16 protein-coding genes are annotated in these 20,627 nt (G+C 71.0%); 7 read left to right on the top strand and 9 right to left on the bottom strand.

Features of this window, described 5'->3' with window-relative positions; all coding sequences use genetic code 11:
- Positions 1–23 precede the first annotated feature (23 nt).
- The 3 genes from ACN27F_RS32255 to ACN27F_RS32245 all read right to left on the bottom strand — a co-directional run bounded on the left by ACN27F_RS32255 (position 24) and on the right by ACN27F_RS32245 (position 4,721).
- Positions 24–446: a roadblock/LC7 domain-containing protein gene (locus ACN27F_RS32255; protein WP_421439239.1), complete on the bottom strand. Its 423-nt coding sequence runs from the start codon at positions 444–446 to the stop codon at positions 24–26.
- Entirely contained in the window at positions 443–3,205 is a 2,763-nt protein-coding gene (locus ACN27F_RS32250; protein WP_421439238.1) for a nitrate- and nitrite sensing domain-containing protein, read from the bottom strand. The genes ACN27F_RS32255 and ACN27F_RS32250 overlap by 4 nt, the downstream gene beginning before the upstream one ends.
- A 100-nt stretch (positions 3,206–3,305) precedes the next feature.
- Positions 3,306–4,721, bottom strand: a complete 1,416-nt coding sequence (locus ACN27F_RS32245; protein ID WP_421439237.1) for an FGGY family carbohydrate kinase — start codon at positions 4,719–4,721, stop codon at positions 3,306–3,308.
- 202 nt (positions 4,722–4,923) lie between these two features.
- Between ACN27F_RS32245 and ACN27F_RS32240 the strand changes: the two genes are divergently transcribed.
- Positions 4,924–7,035 (top strand): anthranilate synthase family protein, encoded by a 2,112-nt coding sequence (locus tag ACN27F_RS32240; RefSeq protein ID WP_421439236.1) that lies wholly within the window; start codon positions 4,924–4,926, stop codon positions 7,033–7,035.
- A gap of 59 nt (positions 7,036–7,094) precedes the next feature.
- Here the strand turns inward: ACN27F_RS32240 and wrbA are convergent, their stop codons facing one another.
- The gene (gene wrbA / locus ACN27F_RS32235; protein ID WP_421439235.1) at positions 7,095–7,715 is read right to left on the bottom strand and encodes an NAD(P)H:quinone oxidoreductase; all 621 of its coding nucleotides are present in this window, start codon (positions 7,713–7,715) and stop codon (positions 7,095–7,097) included.
- 233 nt (positions 7,716–7,948) lie between these two features.
- Between wrbA and ACN27F_RS32230 the strand changes: the two genes are divergently transcribed.
- Together ACN27F_RS32230 and ACN27F_RS32225 are read left to right on the top strand one after the other, a co-directional pair.
- Positions 7,949–9,154: a pyridoxal phosphate-dependent aminotransferase gene (locus tag ACN27F_RS32230; protein ID WP_421439234.1), complete on the top strand. Its 1,206-nt coding sequence runs from the start codon at positions 7,949–7,951 to the stop codon at positions 9,152–9,154.
- A 263-nt stretch (positions 9,155–9,417) separates the two neighbouring features.
- Positions 9,418–9,840, top strand: coding sequence for a hypothetical protein (locus ACN27F_RS32225; RefSeq protein ID WP_421439233.1), 423 nt, complete (start codon positions 9,418–9,420; stop codon positions 9,838–9,840).
- Between the two features lie 38 nt (positions 9,841–9,878).
- Here the strand turns inward: ACN27F_RS32225 and ACN27F_RS32220 are convergent, their stop codons facing one another.
- The 4 genes from ACN27F_RS32220 to ACN27F_RS32205 all read right to left on the bottom strand — a co-directional run bounded on the left by ACN27F_RS32220 (position 9,879) and on the right by ACN27F_RS32205 (position 12,962).
- The gene (locus ACN27F_RS32220) at positions 9,879–10,901 is read right to left on the bottom strand and encodes an FAD-dependent oxidoreductase (protein WP_421439232.1); all 1,023 of its coding nucleotides are present in this window, start codon (positions 10,899–10,901) and stop codon (positions 9,879–9,881) included.
- Between the two features lie 129 nt (positions 10,902–11,030).
- Positions 11,031–11,702, bottom strand: coding sequence for an AMIN-like domain-containing (lipo)protein (locus ACN27F_RS32215; protein WP_421439231.1), 672 nt, complete (start codon positions 11,700–11,702; stop codon positions 11,031–11,033).
- Between the two features lie 46 nt (positions 11,703–11,748).
- A complete protein-coding gene (locus ACN27F_RS32210; RefSeq protein WP_421439230.1) occupies positions 11,749–12,291 on the bottom strand; it encodes a thioredoxin family protein in 543 nt (180 codons plus the stop codon).
- 119 nt (positions 12,292–12,410) lie between these two features.
- The gene (locus ACN27F_RS32205; protein ID WP_421439229.1) at positions 12,411–12,962 is read right to left on the bottom strand and encodes a hypothetical protein; all 552 of its coding nucleotides are present in this window, start codon (positions 12,960–12,962) and stop codon (positions 12,411–12,413) included.
- 255 nt (positions 12,963–13,217) lie between these two features.
- Between ACN27F_RS32205 and ACN27F_RS32200 the strand changes: the two genes are divergently transcribed.
- The 4 genes from ACN27F_RS32200 to ACN27F_RS32185 all read left to right on the top strand — a co-directional run bounded on the left by ACN27F_RS32200 (position 13,218) and on the right by ACN27F_RS32185 (position 17,842).
- Positions 13,218–14,876: a fibronectin type III domain-containing protein gene (locus tag ACN27F_RS32200; protein WP_421439228.1), complete on the top strand. Its 1,659-nt coding sequence runs from the start codon at positions 13,218–13,220 to the stop codon at positions 14,874–14,876.
- A 68-nt stretch (positions 14,877–14,944) separates the two neighbouring features.
- Entirely contained in the window at positions 14,945–15,604 is a 660-nt protein-coding gene (locus tag ACN27F_RS32195; protein WP_421439227.1) for a hypothetical protein, read from the top strand.
- On the top strand, positions 15,601–16,503 hold the full coding sequence (locus tag ACN27F_RS32190) for a hypothetical protein (RefSeq protein WP_421439226.1): 903 nt from the start codon (positions 15,601–15,603) through the stop codon (positions 16,501–16,503). The genes ACN27F_RS32195 and ACN27F_RS32190 overlap by 4 nt, the downstream gene beginning before the upstream one ends.
- A 106-nt stretch (positions 16,504–16,609) precedes the next feature.
- Positions 16,610–17,842, top strand: a complete 1,233-nt coding sequence (locus ACN27F_RS32185) for an FAD-dependent oxidoreductase (RefSeq protein WP_421439225.1) — start codon at positions 16,610–16,612, stop codon at positions 17,840–17,842.
- Between the two features lie 24 nt (positions 17,843–17,866).
- Here ACN27F_RS32185 and ACN27F_RS32180 read toward each other — a convergent pair whose 3' ends face one another.
- A complete protein-coding gene (locus tag ACN27F_RS32180; RefSeq protein WP_421439224.1) occupies positions 17,867–20,533 on the bottom strand; it encodes an MGH1-like glycoside hydrolase domain-containing protein in 2,667 nt (888 codons plus the stop codon).
- Positions 20,534–20,627: the final 94 nt, after the last annotated feature.

Raw genomic sequence — 20,627 nt, 5'->3', positions numbered from 1 at the left:
GCGCGACGGCACCGGCTGTCGGGTCAACGGGGCAGCGCCTGCTGGAGTTCCGCGCGTAGCGCCGGGGTCAGCATCTCTCCCGCCTGCTTGGCGAGCCGGGCCATCTCGTAGCCGACGACGCCGATGTCGGCGTCACTGGCCGCCAGCGTGGCGAGGATGGATCCGTCGCGGATGTTCATGATCAGGAAATAGCCCCGGCCCATCTCGACGACCGTCTGCTTCACCACGTCGTTGTCGAACATCTGTGCGGCACCGGTGGTGATGCTCATCAACCCCGACGTGACCGCAGACAGCTTGTCGGCATGGTCGCGGGGCAGATGGTCCGACACCGCGACGAGCAGGCCGTCGGACGAGACCACGATGGCATGGGCGACCCCGGGCACGCGTTCGGCGAACGCGCTCACCAACCAGCTGAGGTCACGTGCCTCTTGGCTGAGTGTCTTCACTGCTGTTCCTCCTCAACACGGCGGCCGGCCGGCGCCAGGGTCATTTCGGTGGTCTCCTCTGCTTCGGCCCGCCGGACGCCTCCGTAGAAGCGCGAAAGCATGCTGCCGACCGCGTCCGGATCCGGCTCGTCGCGGGGCGTCACGACAGGCGGGGCGGCGGATTCGTCCGCGACCGGCAACGAGGCCATCGGGATCCGGACCGGCAGTCCCTTGCTGCTCGTACCCGCGGTGACCGGGACGACCGGCGGGGTCGGAGTCGGTGGTAGCGGAGCGACCGGGCCGCGCTGCCGTTCCCACCAGACGCTGCCGGTGCTGGCGGCGGCACCACCGGCAGAAGCCAGGATGTCCTCGGCGCGGGCGGGCACGACGCGTCGGGCGCCGCGTCGTTGCGGGGCAGCACGCTCGCCGCCGCCCGCGGTGGCGGCCGGTGAGGCGGGACCGGGTGGCAGCGAGGCGGGACCGGGTGGCAGCGAGGCGGGACCGGCGGGCGACGCGGGCCCGGCCGGCAGCGCCGGCAACTGCCGGGCCCGCGGCACCACGGGGGCCTGCGCGGCGGCCGGACGCAGCGCCGGAGCCGGCTCGCGGGGTGCGGGTGGGGCGAACGCGGGGGCGAACCCACCGGCCGGGGCCGGTGGCCGGCCGGCGACAGGCTCGCCGGCGCTGGCCCTGGTGGCGGCACCGACCGCCCGGATCTCCCGGGTCGGGTAGTCGGTGGGTCGGCGGGCCGCCGGCACCTGGTAGGTGTCGTCCTGCTCCGGCGCCGGCGCGAGCACCGCACCGGGCAGCCACACGTCGGCGGCCAGGCCACGCTCGGCGGCGCGCAACCGCACCCGTACGCCGAGACGTGCGGCCAGGTGGCTGACCACGAACAGGCCCATCCGCTCGGAGGCGGCCACGTCGGCCGCCGGCGGCTCGGCCAACGTCTGGTTGGCCTGCTCGATCGCTTCGGCGGACATGCCGATGCCCTCGTCGGTGATCTCGATGAGCACCGCTTGCGCGGTGTACTCGTGCCCGGTGACGTGCACGTTGGTGTACGGCGGGGAGAAGGCGGTGGCGTTTTCCAGCAGCTCGGCGAGCAGGTGGACCAGGTCACCCACGGCGTGCCCGACGATGTACAGGTTGTCTTCGACGTCGTGCCGGATCCGCGGATACTGTTCGATCTCCGCGGCCGCGGCCAGCGTCACCGCCGACAGCGCCACCGGCCGGCTCCACCGCCGGCTCGCCTCGGTGCCGGCCAGCACCAGCAGGCTCTCGTCGTTACGGCGCATCCGGGCCGCGAGATGGTCCAGCTTGAACAGGTTCTCCAACTGGTCCGGGTCGCCCTCGTCGCGTTCCAGTTCGTCGAGGAGTTCGAGTTGCCGCTCGACCAGCACCTGGCTACGGCGGGCCAGGTTGACGAACATGGCGTTGACGTTGCGCCGCATCACCGCCTGCTCGACCGCGACGGTCACCGCGCTACGGTGCACCGCGACGAACGCCTCGGCCACCTCGCCGACCTCGTCGCGGGTGCGTACCGCCGCCGGTGGTACGTCGATCTGCGGCACCCCCGCCTCGACCGAGCGCAGCCGCTGCAGCGTGTCCGGCAGGTCGAGCTGGGCGACCTGCAGCGCCTGACCCCGTAGGATACGCAGCGACCGGGCGATGGACCGACCGATCGCCACCGAGGTCAGCAGCGCGATGAACAGCACCGCGAGCACCGCGCCGGCGACCAGCAGGGTGCGCTGCAGCTGCTGACTGCTGCGTGTGTCGGCGAGGCTGATCGCGTTGCTGAGCACGCTCGACTCGACCTGGCGCAACAACTGGTGCCGGTCCTGGCTGGCCGCCCACCAGGTGTCCGGCTCCAGCACGGCGGGATCGCCGCTGCCGCTGGCGATCGTCGTCTCCTCCAGCTGCACCGCGGCGGCGAAGCGAGGATCGGTGGCGGCCTGTCCGTAGCGGGCGATCTGATTGCTCGTCGCGGTGACCCGGAAGTCGGCGAGCGCGGTCAACTGCTGGGCCCGCAGGTCGGTGAGTTCGACCTGGTCCTCCGGGCCGTAGCGACCGGCCTGCGCGGCGGCGTACAGCCGGGCCCGGATCCGTGAGCCGATCTCCTTGACCCGGGCCAACTGCACGTAGCGCAGCACCGCCTCGGTCAAGTCGGCGCGCTCGACTCCAGGTGACGGCTCGGCGAGCAGCGCCAGCAACGCGTCGATCGCCCTGGTGTAGTTGCCGAACACCGTGTCGGCACCGACCACTCCGCCGGCCACCGAGGCGCGCAACGGCGGCAACTGGTCGAGGGCCTCGAGAACCTGCGCGTACGCCACCCGCCAGGCGGCGTCGCCGCTGGCCAGCGGGTCGGCGGCGGCCTCGAAGTCGTCGATGCGCCGGTCGACGGCGGCGTAGTGCGCCTGCAGCAGTTCGGCGCTGGCCGCCGCGTCGAACCCGGCGCCGCGCTGGCGGGCGGCAAGCTCTCCGGCTGTCCGGTCGCGCTCCTGCTGCAACTCGTGGATCAGCGCCGTGATCTGCTCGCCGACGGCTACCTGGCGAGCGAACTCGTTGAGCACGGTAGCCTGGCCGACCAGCGATCCGGTCTGCACGGACGCGACCACGAGGAACGCGATCGACGGGATGACCAGCACGGCGGCAAGCTTGGCGCCCATTCGCCAGTCACGCGGTCGGACCCGCAGCCGGCGCCGGTGCGGTGCTACCGAATCGCCGTCGAGTATCCGGCGACGTTGGTTCGGCACCGTGCCGTCGTACGGGCCACCCGGAGCAACCACCACGCCTCCTCGCAGTTCCCCCGACGCCGGCCATGTCGAGGAGCGGAGTCCATCCAACCAGGCCCCGGCCCGCTGTCAACGCGCCGACCTGCGGGAAGGCTCACGAAGGATACAGCGGCTGACCGCCCGGTAGCTTTCCTACCGATTCACTATCATCCGTCTGGCCGATATCGGTATCTGGTCCTGGTCCGTCGAGGCGTCCGAGGGCGACCAGCGCGGCCCCGGTGGCGCCGACCTCGGGACCCGGTACGTAGCGCACCTGGCGCGGTGCGAGCACGGCGGCGAAGGCCCGCCGCCACCAGCGTGACGCGGCCAGCGCCCCGCCACCGAGGACGACCTCCGCGACCGGCTTGTCCACGGTCGACTCCAGCTGGTCGAGGTCGCTGGCCACCTGCCGGCACACACCCTCCATCAGGCCGGCGAAGATGTCCACCGCGGTGGTGCCGAACCCGAGCCCGCGCAGCTCCCCGGCACCGGCCGGGGCCCGCCCGGGCGGGCGGTCACCGCCGAAGCGCGGGTCTGCCGGGACCCCCTCACCCGGGTCGATCAGGTCCAGTGCCCGTTCCAGGTCGGCGCCGTGCGGCAGTCGTAGCTCCCGCCGCGCCCAGCTGTAGAGGTTGCCACCGGCCGAATAGGCCCGCCCGGTGACGATCCGGCCGTGGTCCACCCGGTAGCGCCACAGCATGTCGGGCAGCGGAGGCAGCGGCACGCCGGCCGGGGCGGGCTGGACCAGGCGTACCGCGGCGGACGTGCCGACGGTGACCGCCGCCCGGGTGGGATCCACGCAGCCGGAGCCGATGTTGGAGGCCGCGCCGTCGCCGATCGGCGCGGTCCAGGGCACGGTGGCCAGTGCCGGCCAGCGCCGGGCGAACTCGCCGCGCAGCCGGCCCCGCCAATCCGGCGCAGCCAGTTGCGGCAGTTCACCGGGGCGCACCGCGGCGAGGTGGCAGGCTTGCGCGTCCCACTGCAGGGTGACCAGGTCGAGCATGCCCGTACCGGAGGCCTGCGACACCGACATCGGGGCGGCACCGAGCAGACCGGTCAGGACGTACTCCGGCAGGCCGACGAACCGCGCCGGGCGCCCGCCGCAGTGCCGACGCAGCCACGGCAGCCGTACCGTCCAGTAGAAGCGGTGCCACCATGTCCCGGTCCGCTGGTGGAAGTCGGTCTCGTCGGCCGGCGGCTCGGCATCCGCCGCGGCGGTCGGCCGGGTGTCCAGCCAGGTCATCAACGGTCCGATCGGGGCGCCCGCGGCGTCCAGCGGCAGGACCGAATGCCACTGGGCGGCGGTGGCGACCAGCTCCACCCCGTCGAGGCGCCCGGCCGCGGCCAGGTCGTCGATACAGTCGATGAGTGCCGCCAGGTAGTCCGCCGGGTCGAGGGTGGCGGACCCGTCCCGGTCGACGGCCAGCGCCACCTTGCGCCTGGCCAGGGCACCGGGCTGGGGCACGGCCGCGTTGTCGAGGACCAGGCCACGCACTGACGACGTGCCGAGGTCCAGGGCGAGGATGCTCATCGAAGAACACGGTACCCAGCCGGCCGGGCCGCCCGGTACGCTGTCGGCATGCTCGCGTACACCGGTTGCTGGTGGCCCGCCGATCAGGCGGCCACGCCCCGCGTCTAGCGCGAAATCCATCCGGCCGCCCGTCGAGGCGGCCCACCCCGTTCGCGTACGGCCGGCATCCTCGCCGGGCCGCCCCCGGCCCCGAGGAACCCGCATGTCCCACCTGTCCCAACTGCTGGCCGGTGTCCGTGCCGGCACCGACCCAGGTCCGTTCGCGCTGCTGCACCGCGCTCCGGCGGACGTGGTCGAGCTGCTGACCGGCCGCCCGCTGCGGGTCGACCGGCTGTCCGACATCCCGCTGCCGGCCGGCCCACCGGATCGGCCGGCCACCCTGGCGGTCGTTCCCTACCGGCAGATCCGCGAACGTGGTTTCGCCCATGTCGACGACGGCGTACCGCTGGAGTGCCTGCAGGTCGACGGGTACCACCGGCTGCCGCTGCCCGAGGTGGCGTCGGCGCTGCCCGACACGCCGGTCGTCAGCCATGGCGGCGGCTTCGACCTGACCGACGACGAGTACGCCGAGTTGGTCCAGCGGGTGCTGGACGAGGAGATCGGCCACGGCGCCGGCGCCAACTTCGTCCTGCACCGCACGTACCGCGCCCGGCTCGGGCAGCGGGACGCTCGCCTGGACGGCGGCGCCCGGCCTGGCCCGACACCGGCCCTGGCCGCCGGCCTGTCGGCGCTGCGGCGGCTGCTGGTGCGGGAACGCGGCGCCTACTGGACCTTCCTGATCTACACCGGGTCCCGGGTCCTGGTCGGCGCCACCCCGGAACGGCATGTCAGCGTCGGCGACGGACTGGCGATGATGAACCCGATCAGCGGTACGTTGCGTCACCCGGACGGCCCTGCCGGGTTGGCCGACGTGCTGTCGTTCCTCGCCGACCCCAAAGAGGTCGACGAGCTCTACATGGTGCTCGACGAGGAACTCAAGATGATGGCGACAGTGGCCGAGCACGGTGGTCAGGTCATCGGTCCGTACCTGAAGCGGATGTCCCGGCTCAGCCATACCGAGTATCTGCTCGCCGGCCGCAGCTGCCACGACGTGCGTGACGTGCTGCGGCAGACGATGTTCGCCCCGACCGTGACCGGCAGCCCGATCGAGAACGCCTGCCGGGTGATCGCCCGTTACGGTCCCGGCGGCCGACGCTACTACGCCGGGGTACTCGCGTTGCTCGGTCACGACCGGCACGGGCGTCAGACGCTCGACGCGCCGATCCTGATCCGGGCCGCCGAGATCGGCTTCGACGGGCAGATCCGGGTGCCGGTCGGTGCGACCCTGGTACGGCACTCGACGCCGGCCGGTGAGGTGGCCGAGACCCACGCCAAGGCCGCCGCCGTGCTGGCCGCGCTGGGTCTGCGCTCCGGTGCCGGTCCAGCCGCCTCGGACGTCGCGGGCGGCGCGGACGGCGCGGACGGCGCGGACGGCGCGGGCGGCGCGGACGGCGCGGACGTCGCGGCTTCCGACACCGGCATCGCCGGGAGCCTGACCCGGCCCGAGCACCCCGCGATCGCCAGGGCGCTGGCCGCCCGCAACGACCGGCTTGCCCGGTTCTGGATCGACCAGCGAGCTCCCGGGGAACTCGCCGATCCCCGACTGGCCGGCCGGGACGCGCTGGTGGTGGACGGCGAGGACAGCTTCACCGGCATGCTCGCCCACCTGCTACGCGCGCTCGGCCTGCGGGTACAGGTGCTCGGCTGGCGGGCGGTCACCGACCTCACCGGCACCGATCTGGTGGTGGCCGGACCCGGCCCGGGCGACCCGACGGATCCGGACGCGCCACGGATGGTGGCCCTACGTGCCGTGGTCGAGCGGGCGCTGGCCGGACGACGACCGCTGCTCGGGGTGTGCCTCGGCCACCAGATCCTGGCCCGGCGGCTGGGACTGGACGTGGTCCGCCGGGCGCGGCCCTACCAGGGGCTGCAGCGCGACATCGACTTCTTCGGCACTCGCCGGCGGGTCGGCTTCTACTCCAGCTTCACCGCCCGGGCCGACACGGACACGCTGGCCACGCCCTACGGGCTGGTGCGGCTGTGCCGCGACGCCACCGACCGGGACGTGCACGCGCTGCGCGGACCCGGCCTCGCCGGGGTGCAGTTCCACCCCGAGTCGGTGCTGAGCCCGGACGGCCTGGTGATCCTGCGCGACCTGGTGACCGGCCTGGTCGCGAGGACCACCGGTTCCGGCACGACAAGCGCGGTCCGGGGGCCGGCAGCCGGCCGGAATGAGCCGGCAGCCGGCCGGAATGACCGGCGTGAACCGGGGTAGCAGGGATGGCACCGGCGGTTGCCGAGCGGGTCCGAGAGCCCCCGCCGGCGACCGCCGGCTCACGCGACGGCCAGGCCCCGCTTGAGCGCGGTGGCGATCTCGACCGCGCGTCGGGCGGTCAGGGCGGTGGCGGTCAGCGCCGCCTCGTCCGGCGGGATCTCCCCGTTGTTGCTGGTGTGCGAGGCCCCGTACGGGTTACCCCCGACGAACTGGCTCGGTTCGACGTAGCCGGGGGTGACCACGATGCCGCCCCAGTGGTAGACGACGTTGAACAGCGACGTCAGCGTCGACTCCTGGCCCCCGTGCGCGGTCGCGGTGGAGCAGAAGGCGGAGAACACCTTGTCGGCCAGCACCCCCCTGGCCCACAGCGGGCCACTGGAGTCGATGAACTGTTTGAGCTGCGCGGCCATCACCCCGTACCGGGTGGGGGTGCCGAAGATGACGGCGTCGGACCAGCTCAGATCGTCGAGCTCGACCTCCATCACGTCCTGGGTCTCCAGCCGGTGCGCGTGCCAACCGGAGTTGGAGCGGATCGCCTCCTCCGGCGCCAACTCGCGTACCTTGCGCAGCCGCACCTCCGCTCCGGCCTTCTCGGCCGCCTCCACGGCCGCCTGCGCCATCGCGTACGTCGTTCCGGTGGCGCTGTAGTAGATCACCGAGAGCTTGGTCCGGTCGTCCATCGGTCGCTCCTTCGCGCTGGCTCGATCTCGTCGGGCCGATCTCGTCGGGACAGCTGGGCCCGGGATGGCTGGGCCTGCCTTGATACCCGCGCTACCCGGTCGTTGCCACGGCAAACATCGACGTCCGGCGGGCCGACGCGCACCGTGATTGAACGAACTCAGCTGAACGATTCACCCGTGTCTTGCGTACCGGACCGTGACCCCTGTCCGTCCTCACCGTCCGGAGGCACCCCATGCGACATGGCAGCATCGATCTCGGCCTACTCCAGCAGGGGGCGCACAGCGCCTCGTACGCGATGTTGAACCGCAGCATGGGCGACGGCGCCCGGATCATCGACTTCTGTATCCCCTGCAACCCGTACTTCCCGACGTCACAGATGTTCGCCCAGCTCGCTGAGAATCTGGAGTCGATCCTCAAGTACTACCCCAGCGACGCCACGACGATCACCAAGAAGCTGGCCAGTGTGCTCGGCTACCACCCGCAGACGATGGCCATGTCCAACGGCTCGACCGAGCTGATCACCTGGCTGGACCACCTGCTGATCCGGGAGAGCGTGGCGATTCCGATCCCCACCTTCGGCCGGTGGACCGATCAGCCGCTGGAAACCGGCAAACGGGTCGACATGTTTCCACTGCAGGAACAGGAGAGCTACGCCCTCGACATCGACGCGTACCTCGGCTTCATCCGGTCCCGAGGTTCACGGGTCGCGGTGATCTGCAACCCGAACAACCCCGACGGCGGGTATCTGTCCCGCCGGGAGGTACTTCGATTCATCGACTCACTTGCCGACCTCGATCTGGTGGTGGTGGACGAGTCGTTCATCGATTTCGTCGACGCCGAGCGTAATCCGTCGGTCGCCGCGGAGGCGGCGATCAGGTCCAACGTGGTGGTACTCAAGAGCCTCGGGAAGAACTTCGGCCTGCACGGAATCCGATTCGGCTACCTGGTGGCCAATCCGGCGATCGCCGGAAAGCTGGGCCGGGCACTGCCGAAGTGGAATCTGAACTCGCTTGCCGAGGCGATCGTCTTCATGATCGCCGACCACGAGACCGAGTACCGGGACAGCCTGCGGCTGCTGGCCCGCGACCGCCACGAGATGACCGACGAGCTCAGTCAGGTGCCTGGTCTGACCGTCTTCCCATCGCAGGGGAACTTCCTGCTGGTGAAGCTGCCGACCGGGTGGTCGGGTACGGCGCTGCGGGACTACCTGATGGCACGCTACGGCATCTTCATCCGCGAGTGTGGCAACAAGCTCGGCATCAACAGCCAGTTCGTCCGACTGGTGGTCCGCCCGTCGACCGATGTCGGCGAGCTGGTCGAGGGGATGTTGAGCTATGGCCGCTACCTGCACGGCGAGCCGGACATCAGCACGGCAGGGCTGATCGTGCACCCGACGACCGGTAGCAACGGCCGCCGGATGGCCACCGCGGTGCACTGAGGCTGTCGGCCACGCAGGTGTACTGAGGCCGGTCGTCACCCCCCTCGTTGGACACCGTCCCCGCAGCTGCTCACAACGCTGGATCCGGAACTGTGCACGAACGGACGCTGGGCGCGCTGTTAACGGAGTAGGTAGTTTTCGTTACAGCCTTGTCGCCGCCGACGCCGACACGCGCCCGCTGGCGCGGGTCGTCTCGGACGGCACGCCCCGACAGTACCGGTGCGGCGCGGGCAGCAATTGTTCATCTGCGAGGAGGTGCCGCGATGGGCGACCGCCAAACGCTTGCGCTGGCGTTCGAGGTTCCCGGCCTGCCACCGGCGAAGAGTTACGCGTTGTCGGTGTTCACCGCCGGGAACCGGCAGGCCACCCGGGTCCGCACGCTGCTCACCGCTGCCTGCGACGCCGCCCAGCGCAGCGGCTGGACCCCGCTGACCGACCCGGTCGCGCTGGAGGTGGTGGTACGGCGGCCGCCCGAACACCACTACGGCGAGGCCACGAACTACCTCGGTGGCATCGGCGACGTACTGCAGGACAAGCACGGGGCACCGCCCGGCAGCGTCGCCCATCTCGGCGTACTCGTCGACGTGGCGCTGTTCGTCGACGATCGGCAGATCCAACAGATCAGCTACCGGGAGGAACCCGCCGACGAGCCGTCGTACCTGGTGAAGGTCGCCGCGCTCGGTTGACCTGTCGGTGTGCCCACCGCGCCGGGCACCGGGCGAGGTCAGCCGGTGACCAGCCGGACGACCTCGTCCGCGCAGCCCCAACTGAGGGTGACGCCGGCACCGCCGTGTCCGTAGCAGTGCACCAGCCGGCGCACGCCGGCAGGCGGAGCGGGCTCCGCCTCGACCCGGGCCCCGCCGTGCCGGGCCGGGCGCAGGCCGACCTGCTGGCCGAGAACCGCGGCGCCGGCGAGTTCGGGCACCAGCGCGGCGCATCGGGCCCGGATGGCCCGGCTCGTCGCCGGGTCGGGCTGCTCACTGACGGCACCGGGTTCGAAGGTGCCGCCGAGCACGACGTCTCGTCGGCGTGGATGCACGTACGTCGGGCCGTCCGGGTGCTGCTCGTCACGCACCGACGTGGCGATGCCCGGGTTGGCCACCAGCACCACCTGGCCGCGTACCGGGTGCACCGCAGGATCACCGGCCAACGTCGCCGCGGCCAGTCCGGTCGCGTTGACCACGACCGGCGCCACCTCGGCCGCCTCGGCGAGCGCGGCGAGCCGCCGTACCTGCAACACGCCGCCGGCGGACCGGAACCGCTGCGCCAACCAGGCCAGATACGGACCCATCTCGACCGCCGGCACGGTGCAGCGCCACTCGGCGACGACCGCACCGCCACCACCACCACCAGCACCAGCACCGCCATCGTCGGCCTCGGTGCCGAGGGACGGGGACGGGGACGGGGACGGGGACACCTGGCAGTATCGAAGATCCGCGACAGCGCTGGCCCACCACGGCGGTTGGTCGACCGGGGCCCGTAGCAGCATCCTGGTCGGGCGCATCGACACACCGGGACAGGGCTGGCGGGCCTGCTCGGCGAACACCTCGAAGGTGTGCCGGGCCCAGTCGAGGACCTGCGGCGTCCCGTCGGTGCGGGTCGGGTACCAGACCGCGGCGGCCACCGCGGACACCGTCCGATCCGGCGCGTGCGCGCTGACCACACCGACCCGCAGCCCCTGCTGCTGCAACCGGACCGCGCAGGTCAGACCGATGATTCCGGCCCCGACGACGACCACGTCGACCACAGTTCGCCTCCACCCCTTGCCCGGCCAGAGCCCGCCCAGCCATTCTGCCGGGCGGCCGGTCGAGGCGGGACACCGGGTAGACGTCGGTAAATCGCTCGGGATCGGGCCCGGCGCGGTCGCGGCCGATCGTCAGCCGTAACCGAGATCGACCACGATCAGATGCAGGCCGTCGCGGGTCGACTCGCCGATCCGCAGCGGCAGCACCTGATCCGGCCCAGCTGCCGTCTGGACGCCGAGCCCGTAGGTGACCTGGCCTTCGAAGTCTCCCGCGAAGCCGTACCCACGCAGGTACAGGTAGCCGAGGTCGGGGTCCGGTGACCGCTGTACGGACACCCGTCCGTACTCGTCGTGGGCCTGTGCCCGGACGAACCGGACCTGCAGGAAGCAGTTGCCGGGCAGGTCGAGCGGTTCACCGCTGCCGGCGAAGACCACCTGCGGCACGTAACTCACCCGGTAGCCGGGGAAGCCGGAGCGGAACCCGAACGAGATGCGGCTGAACGCCGGGTCGGCCTCCGGATGGTCGGCCGTGCTGATCTCGACCAGGTACGGCAACGGCGGCTGGGGCGGCGGAGCCGCCGGCGGCCGGACCTCGTGCTCGATCGAAACGGCTCCGACCGGCACGGCCCAGCCGTAGCGCAGCCGGTATCCGGCGTCCACGATGGCCGGCAGCGCCGGTGTGCCGGTTGTCCGGGCCGGCGCTGGTGACCCTGGATTCGGCTGCGACGGGGTCGACGAGACGCAGCCGGCAACGACCAGCAGAACGGCGAGGCAACAGATCAGCGGTACGCGCAGGCGAGTCATACCCGGTTGACGCGCCACCCGCGACGGTGGTTTACCGTCCGTTACGTCAGCGCCATTTGATCGAGCAGCCCATGCTCGGTTGATGCGGTTCGGGAACCGGCTGGCCGGTCAGCGCCAGCTCGATCGCGGCCCGCAGGGCGGCACCGGTGACCGGCTTGCCGTTACCCGGCGTCGAGTCGTCGAAGGCGCCACGGTAGACCAGGGTCCGATCTTTGTCGTAGAGGAAGAAATCCGGCGTGCACACCGCCTGGTACGCCCGGCCGACCTCCTGCGTGGCGTCGACCAGGTAAGGGAAACTCCAGCCTGCCCGCTGCGCCTGGTCGGCCAGGGCGGCCGGCGCGTCGTCGGGGTAGGCCTCGGCGTCGTTGGTGCAGATCCCGACCACCGCGAGCGCCGGATAGTCGGCCAGCGCCGCACCAAGCACCGATTCGATATGTTTCACGTACGGACAGTGGTTGCACACGAAGGCGACCAGCAACGCCGGCGCCTCCGCGAAGTCGTCCCGGCGGACCACGTGCCCGGAGACGTCGGCGAGCGCGAAGTCGGGGGCCAGGGTGCCCAGCGGCACCATTCCTGAGGTGACAGCCATGCTGGTCACCCTACTCCCGGCCATGCTCGGCGGCGGGAGTCGGCTGCGCCGGCTTCCTACACCGCGCGCCGGCTTCCTACACCCCTCGCCCATGGTGCCGCCTGTTGCCGGACGCGGCCTCACCGTGCGGCCGGCAGCGCAGATCCGTCCATTCGGCCGCCCTGGCGGTAGACGACGCACATCACCGTCCGGTCACCGTCCGCCCAGGTTTCCTGGGTGGGCAGCACCGGATAGAAGTTCAGTCCGGACTCTTCGGGGTCAGACCAGTAGTGCGCGAACCCCGCACCGCAGCGCCGCCACGCGAAGCCTGCCAAGGCTTCGCGGTCCCATCGATCGTCGCCGTCGGAGCCAACGACGTCGGAGCCAACGACGTCGGAGCCTACGACGTCGGAGCCGAGGCCGTCGGCGACTGACACGAAGCCGTACACCTGGTTGTCGATCGGGGGTTCGTCACACGGGGTGTAGACGACGAGCACTTCGCCGGCACCGCGATGGAAGAACGGATCGCTGAAGCACTCCCCGGCTTCGATGTGCAGCACGCCCGGGGTCTGCGCGGTGAGGAACCGGTCGTCCTTGACCGGGACCGCCGGTCCCGGGCTGGCCGCGGCCAGGGTCAGCAGCGCGGTGACCACCACGACCGTCAGCGCCGGCAGGCGGGAGTTCGCGGTCATTGCCTCGTCACCTGGCTTTCCTCGGGCCGACCCGATCGGATGGTATGCCGCGGCGTCCGGACACCATCCCAACCAGGGATGACCAGGTCGTGACCGGAAACCGGCGTGCCGATGACCGCGCCGGCGGGTCGATCATGAGTTCATCCGGCGCTCACCTGCACGTCGACCGCTGCTCGACCGACCGCGAATGAATGCGGAGGTCCCGTCGCGTCTCGCCGGCGGGGCCAGCCGAGATCCACGAGGGGGACCTCACCCGTGAACGTCAGAAGACCCCGGATCAGTCAGTCCCGCACCGCGCAGCTGCTGGCTGCCGGTGCGGCGGCCGCGCTGATCGGCGGCTTCGCGGTCAGCCCGGCGGTCGGCGACGCGCCGCCGGAACGCTACCCGGCCGCCGAGATCCACAAGCCGTCCCCGGTACCGGACCGGATCATCCTCATCCCGACGACGACGCCGGCCACCTCGCAGAAGGTGACCTGGCGGGCCGAAGCGCCGGCCGACTGGGCGCAGGCCGAGATCCTGGCGGCGCCGCAGGCGCTGGTGGGCGGTGTCCCCGCCGCCGACGCCACGGTGACCAGGGTGATGGCCAGCAACACCGCCTCGGTCAACACCTCACTCGGGTACGCCTCGACCTACCACGAGGTCGAGTTCACCGGACTCGAACCCGACACCCGCTACACCTACCGGGTCGGTGACGGCACCAACTGGAGCGAGTGGATCGACTTCACCACGGCCGCGGCCGAGTTCGAACCGTTCTCGTTCGTCTACTACGGCGACGCCCAGAACAACCTCGACACCGCGGTGCCGCGGGTGTTCCGCCAGGCGTTCGCCGACCGTCCCGAGGCGAAGATCGTGGTCAACGCCGGTGACCTGATCGACAACGCCAACAGCGAAGAGCAGTGGGGCCAGTGGTACCAGGCCGACGGCTTCATCAACCAGCAGATCGCCAACATCTCCATCCCCGGCAACCACGAGTACAGCGGCGGGCTGTCGACCTTCTGGCGGCCGCAGTTCCCGTACCCGGACAACGGGCCGGGCAACGCCGAGCTCAAACAGACCGTCTACTACCTGGACTACCAGGGCGTGCGGTTCATCGGCCTGGACACCAACCACCAGAGCAACGCCACGCTGATGGCGGCGCAGACCGCGTGGCTGGAGCAGGTGCTGGCCAGCAACCCGCACAAGTGGACGGTGGTCACCTTCCACCACCCGGTGTACTCGACCACCGGCTCGCGTAACAACCCGAACGTGCGTGACCAGTGGGGCCCGCTGTTCGAGCAGTACGGGGTGGACCTGGTGCTGCAGGGCCACGACCACTCGTACGGCCGGGGCAACGTCGCCGCCGCCCGACGGTCGGCCGCCGTGCACGACGGTGTCGTCTACGTGGTGTCGGTGTCCGGGGGCAAGATGTACGCCCTCAACGGCGGCACCAACTGGACCGGCAACGGCGCCGAGGTGGTCAGCAGCGCGCAGGACGCCCAGCTCTACCAGATGATCGACGTCGAGGCGGACAGCATCCGGTTCGAGGCCCGCTACGCCAACGGCGAGCACCACGACGGGTTCCTCATCCGCAAGAACGACGCCGGTGAGCGCACCGTCAACGAGATCCGCACCCCGGAGAACACCACCGGCGAGCAGGTCACCGTCGACCGCACCACGCTGCCGATGCAGGGCCTGATCACGATCTCGGCCGCCGGTTACGACCCGGACGAGAAAGTGTCGGTCTACCTGCGCAACACCAAGGCGGCCGAGGGCCGCAACGGGGTGTACGTGATGGAGCTGATCGCCGACGAACTGGGCCGGATCGACCAGCGGTTCGCCATCCCGTCGACGGCGAAGCCGGGCAGCACCCACCACGTCAACCTGGTCAGCGAGAACCAGCAGATCACCAGCCCGCTGATCACCGTCACCAAGTAGGTCACACCCACCGAAGGACGCCCGCGTACGTCCCCGCCAGGGACGTACGCGGGCCAGGGGGAGTTCCCGTGAGGCTGCGTCCCATGTTGCTCGGCGTCGCCACGGCGGCGCTGCTGGTCCCGGCCGCGCAGGTCACGGCCGCCGCGCCGGCCGTCGCACACCCGTTCGGTCCGCCGGCGACCGCGCTGGTCGACGTCGCCGGCACCGAGGTCACCATCACCTGGCAGGCGGCCGAGGACGACTGGGTGGCGTTGGGTCAGTCCCTCGGCGCGTTCGAGGATCCGTCCGCCGGCGCGGTCGACACGACGTTGACCGGAGAGCAGAAGCTGGCCCGGTCCCCGGCGGTGAACCGCTACCTGACCGACCGGATCGCGATCACGCAGGCAGGCCGTACCTGCCCGGTGACGCTGTTGCCGCTTCAGGACCTGCTGCGGCAGGGTGCCCGGTTGCGATTCGACTGTCCCGAACCGGTGACCGAGATCGAGGTACGGCTCGCCGCGCTCACCGACCTGCACACCGCGTACCGCACGGTACTCACTTCGGACGGCCCGATGACGCCGTCCCAGGCGTTGTTCACCTCGGCTGCGGCGACCCACCGGGTGTCGCTGACCGGCAGCGGTAGACCCATCGCCGGGTTGCCGCTGGCAGCCGGCGCGGCGGTCGCCGTCGCCGGTTCGATAGCCATGCTGCTGACCTGGCGGCGGCTGCGCAGAAGGAGGACGGCTTGACCGGGATCAGTGGTTTCGAGTCCCGCCTGATCGCCCTGTTCGACTCGGGTGCGGTCTTCTGGCTCGTGTTGCTGGTGGCCCTCGCGGTGGGCGCGGCGCACGCGGTCGCCCCGGGACACGGCAAGACCATCACCGCGGCGTACCTGGCCGGCACCAGCGGCCGGTACCGCGACGCGTTGCGGCTGGGCGTGATCGTGGCGCTGATGCACACGCTGTCGGTGCTCGTGCTGGCGATCGCCTGGGTGGGGCTGACCGGCTTCGCCAGCGTCGGCACCGAACGGGTGACGGCGTGGATGCAGGTGCTGGCCGGGCTGGTGGTGATCGGGGTGGGACTGCACCTGGCCTACCGGCACCTGCGCGGACACTCCCACCACCACAGCCACCAGCCCCACGACCACCGCACCCACCACCACGACCACGACACCCACCACCACGAGCACGGCGATCACCGGACCGGTACACGCGACGTCGTGGCCGGCACCGTGGCGGGCACCGTGGCCGGCACCGTGGCGGTGCAGACACGGATCGAGGGCGACCATCACCATCACCACCACGACGATGTCGCGCTGACCGACCCGTGGTCCCGGCGGGGCCTGCTCGCCATCGGTCTGTCCGGCGGGCTGCTCCCCTCACCGTCGGCGTTCCTGGTGCTGGTCAGCGGTCTACTCACCGGGCGGGCGATGGATGCGGTCGTACTGGTTGCCGCCTTCGGCGTCGGCATGGCCGCGACCCTGACCGTGGTCGGCATGGTGACCATCCGGGGCTGGTCCGCGCTCGCCGGGCGCGGCTGGGCACCGGTACGGGCGCTGACCGCCCGGATGCCGCTGATCGCCGGGCTCGCCGTGGCCGGCGGCGGCATGCTGTATTTGCTGATCGCCGCCGGCGCGCTGGCCGGCTGACGGGCAGGGTCGGCGCCGCCGACCGTGCCCGCAGTGCAGCCACCGCACGGCGCCGCGCTATCGTCGATTTATTCAACACATGATGAAATCGACGGAGGTAGCTGCTGTGGAGACTGTCGACTGTGTGATCGCCGGTGGCGGGCCGGCCGGGATGGTGCTCGGTCTGCTGCTCGCCAGGGCCGGGGTGACGGTGACCGTATGCGAGAAGCACGCCGATTTCCTGCGGGACTTCCGCGGCGACACCGTCCATCCGTCCACGATGCAGCTACTGGACGAGCTCGGCCTGGGCGCACGGTTCGCGGCCCTGCCGCAGAGCCACATCACCGAGATCGCCTTCCCGGTCGACGGCGGCCGGATCGTCGTCGGCGACCTGCGACGGCTACGCACGCCGCACCCGTACATCGCGATGGTGCCGCAGTGGGACCTGCTCAATCTGCTCGCCGAGGCGGGCACCGCCGAGCCCGGCTTCACGCTGCGGATGCGGACCGAGGTGACCGGGTTGCTGCGCGACGGCGACCGGGTCGCCGGGGTGCGCTACCGCACCTCGGACGGGCAGACCGGCGAGATCCGGGCCGCGCTGACCATCGGCTGCGACGGACGCTGGTCGACCGTCCGGCGACAGGCCGGGCTGGTCGCCCGCGAACTACCGGTGCCGATCGACGCCTGGTGGTTCCGACTGCCCCGCCGCGACTCCGATTCGCTGCCCGGACTGCGCCCGGCCGCCGGCCGTGGTGCCATGCTGGTGGTCATCCCGCGTGAGGGACACCTGCAGGTCGCGTACCTGGCCGGCAAGGGGCGGGACGCGGAGTTGCGTGACCGGGGGATCGAAGCGTTCCGCGCCGATGTAGCGGCGGCGGCCCCCTGGCTCGCCGACCGGGTCGACGCGTTGTCCAGCATGGACGAGGTCAGGCACCTCGACGTACGGGTGAACCGGCTGCGCCGCTGGCACCGCGACGGCGTGCTGTGCATCGGCGACGCGGCGCACGCGATGAGCCCGATCGGCGGGGTAGGTATCAATCTCGCCATCGCCGACGCCGTCGCCACCGCCGCCCGGGTCGCCGAGCCGCTACGCCACGGCCGGATCGCCGCGGCCGACCTGGCCGCGGTGCGCGCCCGGCGGTGGCTGCCGACGGTCGCGGTGCAGACCCTGCAGCAGGCGCTGCACCGCGTGATCCTGCAGCCGGTGCTGACCGGCCGGCGGGCCGGTCCGCCGAAGCCGCTGCTGGCCGCGGTACGCCGGGTACCGGCGGCTTCGGTGGTGCCCGCCTACCTGATGGGCATCGGGTTACGACCCGAACACGCTCCGGACTTCGCCCGCCGGCCGGCCGCACCCGCCTGAGCAGCTACTCAGCCGAGTAGCCACTCAACAGCCGTCGCCGGCCCCCCGCACGCTCAGGATGAGGTCGGCGACCAGTGCTGTCCACCCGGTCTGGTGCCAGGCACCGAGCCCGGCGCCGTTGTCACCGTGGAAGTACTCCGGAAAGGCGATCAGGTCCCGCCAGTCGGGGTGGCGCTGGAACGGCTCGCAGGCACCGTAGATCGGCCGTCGGCCGTACTCGTCGCGGACGAACAGCGAGATCAGCCGGTTGGACAGGTCGTCGGCGATGGTGTTCAACGTCCGCTTGACGCCGGACCGGGTCGGATACTCGATCAGCAGGTCGTCGCCGAAGAAGCCGGCGAAGTCGCGTAGCGCGCAGATCAGCAGGTAGTTGGTGGGCATCCAGATCGGGCCACGCCAGTTGGAGTTGCCGCCGAACAGCCCGCTGGCCGACTCCGCCGGCTCGTACCCGACGGTGAAGTCCTGCCCGCCCAGGGAGACGGTGAACGGCTCCTCGTGGTGGCGCCGCGACAGCGTCCGCAGCCCGTACGGGGACAGGAACTCCTCCTCGTCGAGCATGGGTGCGAGGATCCGGACGATCTGGTCCGGGCCGACCATGGACAGCAACCGGTGCTGCCGGCCGTCGCCGGCCAGCCGTCGGGCACCGATCACGTCGGCGTACGCCGGCTTGTTGGTCAGGAACCAGCGCAACCGGGCACCCAGCTCGGGCAGCCGGGCCAGGGTGCTGGAGCTCAGCGTCGTGGTGGCGGCCAGCGGCAGCAGGCCGACCACCGAGCGCACCTTCAGCGGCACGGTGTCGCCGTCGGGCAGCCGCAGCTGGTCGTAGAAGAACGAGTCCTCCTCGTCCCACAGCCCCTGGTCGTACGCTGCCGCGGCGATGTAGGCGAAGTGTTCCAGGAACTTGGTGGCGATGTCGGTGTACGTGTGGTCGTGCACCGCCAGGGTGAGCGCCATGTCGAGCATGTTCAGCGCGTACGTCGCCATCCAGCCGGTGCCGTCGGACTGCTCCAGCACCCCGGCGACGGGCAGCGCGGCCGAGCGGTCGAACGGTCCGACGTTGTCCAGACCGAGGAAACCGCCTTCGAAGACGTTGTTGCCGTTGACGTCCTTGCGGTTGACCCACCAGGTGAAGTTGAGCAGCAGCTTGTGCATGATCCGGGCGAGGAACTCGAAGTCGCGCCGGCCGTCGATGTCGAACACCCGCAGCGCGGCCCAGGCGTGCACCGGCGGGTTCACGTCGGCGAACGCCCACTCGTACGCCGGGATCTGCCCGTTGGGGTGCATGTACCACTCGCGCAGCAGCAACAGCAGTTGGTCCTTGGCGAACTGGGCGTCGACGCGGGCCAGCGTGGAGCAGTGGAAGGCCAGGTCCCAGGCCGCGTACCAGGGGTACTCCCACGGGTCCGGCATGGAGATCACGTCGAAGCTGTTCATATGCTGCCAGGCCGTGTTGCGACCGTGTGCCCGGCCCTGCGGCGGTGGCGGGCTGGCCGGATCGCCGGACAGCCACTGGGCGACGTCGAAGTGGTAGAACTGCTTGCCCCACAGCACGCCGGCGAAGGCACGTCGGGCGATCAACCGCTCGTCGTCGCTGGCGGCGGCCGGGATGATGGTGTCGTAGAAGCGGTCCGCCTCGGCGTGGCGGGCGGCGAGGGTGGCGGCGTGACCGGCGCCGAGGTTGAGCCGTGGTGGCGGGGAGCCGCCCGGCGGCGGGGCGGCCAGCGTGAGCCGCAGCCGGATCCGGTCCTCTCCCCCGGCCGGTACGTCGAGCACGTAGTACAGGGCGCCCTTGGTGCCGGTGCGGTCCGGGTTGACGGTGTCCGCGCCGTCGACCACGTGGTCGTTGATGCCGTCCTTCGGGTACGGGGTTCGGTTCGGCAGTCCCCACAGCCGCTCGGCGTTGGTGTCGTTGTCGCACAGCAACGGGGTCGGGTCGCCGTCGCCCTGCAGTACCAGCTGGCCCAACACCCAGTGCTGCCCGACGAGCTGGTCGCGTTCGCCGGTGAGCACCGGGATCTGGTCACGACCGGGCAACCCCCACGCCCAGGTGTTGCGGAACCAGAGGCTGGGCAATACATGCAGGCGGGCATCGGTGTCGCCGCGATTGGTGACGACGATCTCGATACACATGTCGGTCGGCCCCGCCTTGGCGTAGTCGACGGTCACCGCCCAGTACCGGTCGTCGTCGAAGACGCCGGTGTCGACAAGTTCATACTCGGTCTCGTCGCGGCCCCGCATACCGTTGACCGCGACGAGATCGTCATAGGGGAAGGCGGCCTGCGGATAGTGGTAACGCCAGCGCATCCAGGAGTGGGTGGGCGTCGAATCCTCGTACCACCAGTAGTCTTTCGCGTCCTCGCCGTGGTTGCCGCCGTCGCCGCCCAGGCCGAACATCCGCTCCTTGAGGATCGGGTCCGCACCGTTCCACAAGGCCAGCCCGAAACAGAAGGTCTGCCGGTCGTCGCAGACACCGGCCATGCCATCCTCGTTCCAGCGGTACGCACGGGATCGTGCATGATCATGCGGAAAGTAGTCCCACGCCGTACCGTGCTCGCTGTAGTCCTCCCGTACCGTGCCCCATGCCCGCTCTGACACGTAGGGCCCCCATGCCCGCCACGGCTGCTCGCCCGCGTCGGCTTCCGCCAACCGGGTGCGCTCCGGATCACGATACGTTCGCCTGGAGTTGACCATGACGGTCATTCTTCCTGGCACGTGTTTCCGGCACTTGTCGGATCGTCACCTTGACAGCCACATCGACGACCATCTCGGCAATCCCGACCGCCAC

The organism is Solwaraspora sp. WMMB335 (assembly GCF_049179075.1).
Taxonomy (GTDB): Bacteria; Actinomycetota; Actinomycetes; order Mycobacteriales; family Micromonosporaceae; genus Micromonospora_E.
This window is presented reverse-complemented; position numbering and strand designations above follow the sequence as displayed.

Coding starts and splice junctions, on each gene's coding strand:
- ACN27F_RS32245 (WP_421439237.1), bottom strand. CDS start 4,721: ATGAGCATCCTCGCCCTGGACCTCGGCACGTCGTCAGTGCGTGGCCTG.
- ACN27F_RS32240 (WP_421439236.1), top strand. CDS start 4,924: ATGTCCCACCTGTCCCAACTGCTGGCCGGTGTCCGTGCCGGCACCGAC.
- wrbA (WP_421439235.1), bottom strand. CDS start 7,715: ATGGACGACCGGACCAAGCTCTCGGTGATCTACTACAGCGCCACCGGA.
- ACN27F_RS32230 (WP_421439234.1), top strand. CDS start 7,949: ATGCGACATGGCAGCATCGATCTCGGCCTACTCCAGCAGGGGGCGCAC.
- ACN27F_RS32225 (WP_421439233.1), top strand. CDS start 9,418: ATGGGCGACCGCCAAACGCTTGCGCTGGCGTTCGAGGTTCCCGGCCTG.
- ACN27F_RS32215 (WP_421439231.1), bottom strand. CDS start 11,702: ATGACTCGCCTGCGCGTACCGCTGATCTGTTGCCTCGCCGTTCTGCTG.
- ACN27F_RS32210 (WP_421439230.1), bottom strand. CDS start 12,291: ATGGCTGTCACCTCAGGAATGGTGCCGCTGGGCACCCTGGCCCCCGAC.
- ACN27F_RS32205 (WP_421439229.1), bottom strand. CDS start 12,962: ATGACCGCGAACTCCCGCCTGCCGGCGCTGACGGTCGTGGTGGTCACC.
- ACN27F_RS32180 (WP_421439224.1), bottom strand. CDS start 20,533: ATGGTCAACTCCAGGCGAACGTATCGTGATCCGGAGCGCACCCGGTTG.